Source organism: Pseudomonas sp. F8002 (genome assembly GCF_013385495.1).
Taxonomy (GTDB): Bacteria; Pseudomonadota; Gammaproteobacteria; order Pseudomonadales; family Pseudomonadaceae; genus Aquipseudomonas.
Genome location: NZ_JACAPW010000045.1, coordinates 1 through 3,217, shown reverse-complemented (window position 1 = coordinate 3,217; position 3,217 = coordinate 1). Strand labels below are relative to the sequence as shown.

Below are 3,217 nucleotides of genomic sequence, written 5' to 3'. Positions count from 1 at the left end.
AATCTTGACGATGACCTACTCTCACATGGGGAAACCCCACACTACCATCGGCGATGCATCGTTTCACTGCTGAGTTCGGGATGGGATCAGGTGGTTCCAATGCTCTATGGTCGTCAAGAAATTCGGGTACTGAGTCGTGGCCAGTTGGCCTCGCTTCAGCAAATTGGGTATGTGATAGCCAGGTGTTTGCAAGATCTCGAACTTTCGGTTCGTTTCGTCTTCACACACCGCAATCTGGTCTCTTCGACGCAAATTGCTTGGGTGTTATATGGTCAAGCCTCACGGGCAATTAGTATTGGTTAGCTCAACGCCTCACAGCGCTTACACACCCAACCTATCAACGTCGTAGTCTTCGACGGCCCTTCAGGGAACTCAAGGTTCCAGTGAGATCTCATCTTGAGGCTAGTTTCCCGCTTAGATGCTTTCAGCGGTTATCTATTCCGAACATAGCTACCCGGCAATGCCACTGGCGTGACAACCGGAACACCAGAGGTTCGTCCACTCCGGTCCTCTCGTACTAGGAGCAGCCCCTCTCAAATCTCAAACGTCCACGGCAGATAGGGACCGAACTGTCTCACGACGTTCTAAACCCAGCTCGCGTACCACTTTAAATGGCGAACAGCCATACCCTTGGGACCGGCTTCAGCCCCAGGATGTGATGAGCCGACATCGAGGTGCCAAACACCGCCGTCGATATGAACTCTTGGGCGGTATCAGCCTGTTATCCCCGGAGTACCTTTTATCCGTTGAGCGATGGCCCTTCCATACAGAACCACCGGATCACTAAGACCTACTTTCGTACCTGCTCGACGTGTCTGTCTCGCAGTCAAGCGCGCTTTTGCCTTTATACTCTACGACCGATTTCCGACCGGTCTGAGCGCACCTTCGTACTCCTCCGTTACTCTTTAGGAGGAGACCGCCCCAGTCAAACTACCCACCATACACTGTCCTCGATCCGGATAACGGACCTGAGTTAGAACCTCAAAGTTGCCAGGGTGGTATTTCAAGGTTGGCTCCACGCGAACTGGCGTCCACGCTTCAAAGCCTCCCACCTATCCTACACAAGCAAATTCAAAGTCCAGTGCAAAGCTATAGTAAAGGTTCACGGGGTCTTTCCGTCTAGCCGCGGATACACTGCATCTTCACAGCGATTTCAATTTCACTGAGTCTCGGGTGGAGACAGCGCCGCCATCGTTACGCCATTCGTGCAGGTCGGAACTTACCCGACAAGGAATTTCGCTACCTTAGGACCGTTATAGTTACGGCCGCCGTTTACCGGGGCTTCGATCAAGAGCTTCGCGTTAGCTAACCCCATCAATTAACCTTCCGGCACCGGGCAGGCGTCACACCCTATACGTCCACTTTCGTGTTTGCAGAGTGCTGTGTTTTTAATAAACAGTCGCAGCGGCCTGGTATCTTCGACCGGCATGAGCTTACGGAGCAAGTCCTTCACCCTCACCGGCGCACCTTCTCCCGAAGTTACGGTGCCATTTTGCCTAGTTCCTTCACCCGAGTTCTCTCAAGCGCCTTGGTATTCTCTACCCAACCACCTGTGTCGGTTTGGGGTACGGTTCCTGGTTACCTGAAGCTTAGAAGCTTTTCTTGGAAGCATGGCATCAACCACTTCGTCATCTAAAAGATAACTCGTCATCAGCTCTCGGCCTTAGAATCCCGGATTTACCTAAGATTCCAGCCTACCACCTTAAACTTGGACAACCAACGCCAAGCTGGCCTAGCCTTCTCCGTCCCTCCATCGCAATAACCAGAAGTACAGGAATATTAACCTGTTTTCCATCGACTACGCTTTTCAGCCTCGCCTTAGGGACCGACTAACCCTGCGTCGATTAACGTTGCGCAGGAAACCTTGGTCTTTCGGCGTGGGTGTTTTTCACACCCATTATCGTTACTCATGTCAGCATTCGCACTTCTGATACCTCCAGCAAGCTTCTCAACTCACCTTCACAGGCTTACAGAACGCTCCTCTACCGCATCACCCGAAGGTGATACCCGTAGCTTCGGTGTATGGTTTGAGCCCCGTTACATCTTCCGCGCAGGCCGACTCGACTAGTGAGCTATTACGCTTTCTTTAAAGGGTGGCTGCTTCTAAGCCAACCTCCTAGCTGTCTAAGCCTTCCCACATCGTTTCCCACTTAACCATAACTTTGGGACCTTAGCTGACGGTCTGGGTTGTTTCCCTTTTCACGACGGACGTTAGCACCCGCCGTGTGTCTCCCATGCTCGGCACTTGTAGGTATTCGGAGTTTGCATCGGTTTGGTAAGTCGGGATGACCCCCTAGCCGAAACAGTGCTCTACCCCCTACAGTGATACATGAGGCGCTACCTAAATAGCTTTCGAGGAGAACCAGCTATCTCCGAGCTTGATTAGCCTTTCACTCCGATCCACAGGTCATCCGCTAACTTTTCAACGGTAGTCGGTTCGGTCCTCCAGTTAGTGTTACCCAACCTTCAACCTGCCCATGGATAGATCGCCCGGTTTCGGGTCTATTCCCAGCGACTAGACGCCCTATTAAGACTCGCTTTCGCTACGCCTCCCCTATTCGGTTAAGCTCGCCACTGAAAATAAGTCGCTGACCCATTATACAAAAGGTACGCAGTCACAGAACAAAGTCTGCTCCCACTGCTTGTACGCATACGGTTTCAGGATCTATTTCACTCCCCTCTCCGGGGTTCTTTTCGCCTTTCCCTCACGGTACTAGTTCACTATCGGTCAGTCAGTAGTATTTAGCCTTGGAGGATGGTCCCCCCATATTCAGACAAAGTTTCTCGTGCTCCGTCCTACTCGATTTCATGACTAAGAGATTTTCGCGTACAGGGCTATCACCCACTATGGCCGCACTTTCCAGAGCGTTCCGCTAATCTCAAAGCCACTTAAGGGCTAGTCCCCGTTCGCTCGCCACTACTAAGGGAATCTCGGTTGATTTCTTTTCCTCAGGGTACTTAGATGTTTCAGTTCCCCTGGTTCGCTCCATACACCTATGTATTCAGTGTAAGGTAACCATCTTATGATGGTTGGGTTCCCCCATTCAGACATCTCCGGATCAAAGTCTGTTTGCCGACTCCCCGAAGCTTTTCGCAGGCTACCACGTCTTTCATCGCCTCTGACTGCCAAGGCATCCACCGTATGCGCTTCTTCACTTGACCATATAACCCCAAGCAATCTGGTTATACTGTGAAGACGACATTCGCCGAAAATTCG

The 3,217-nt window shown here is 51.5% G+C and carries 2 rRNA genes; both read right to left on the bottom strand.

The window, feature by feature from the left end:
- Nucleotides 1-2: 2 nt before the first annotated feature.
- Nucleotides 3-118 (bottom strand): 5S ribosomal RNA (gene rrf, locus HX811_RS29275).
- A 150-nt stretch (nucleotides 119-268) separates the two neighbouring features.
- Nucleotides 269-3,162, bottom strand: a 23S ribosomal RNA gene (locus tag HX811_RS29270).
- Nucleotides 3,163-3,217 lie beyond the last annotated feature (55 nt).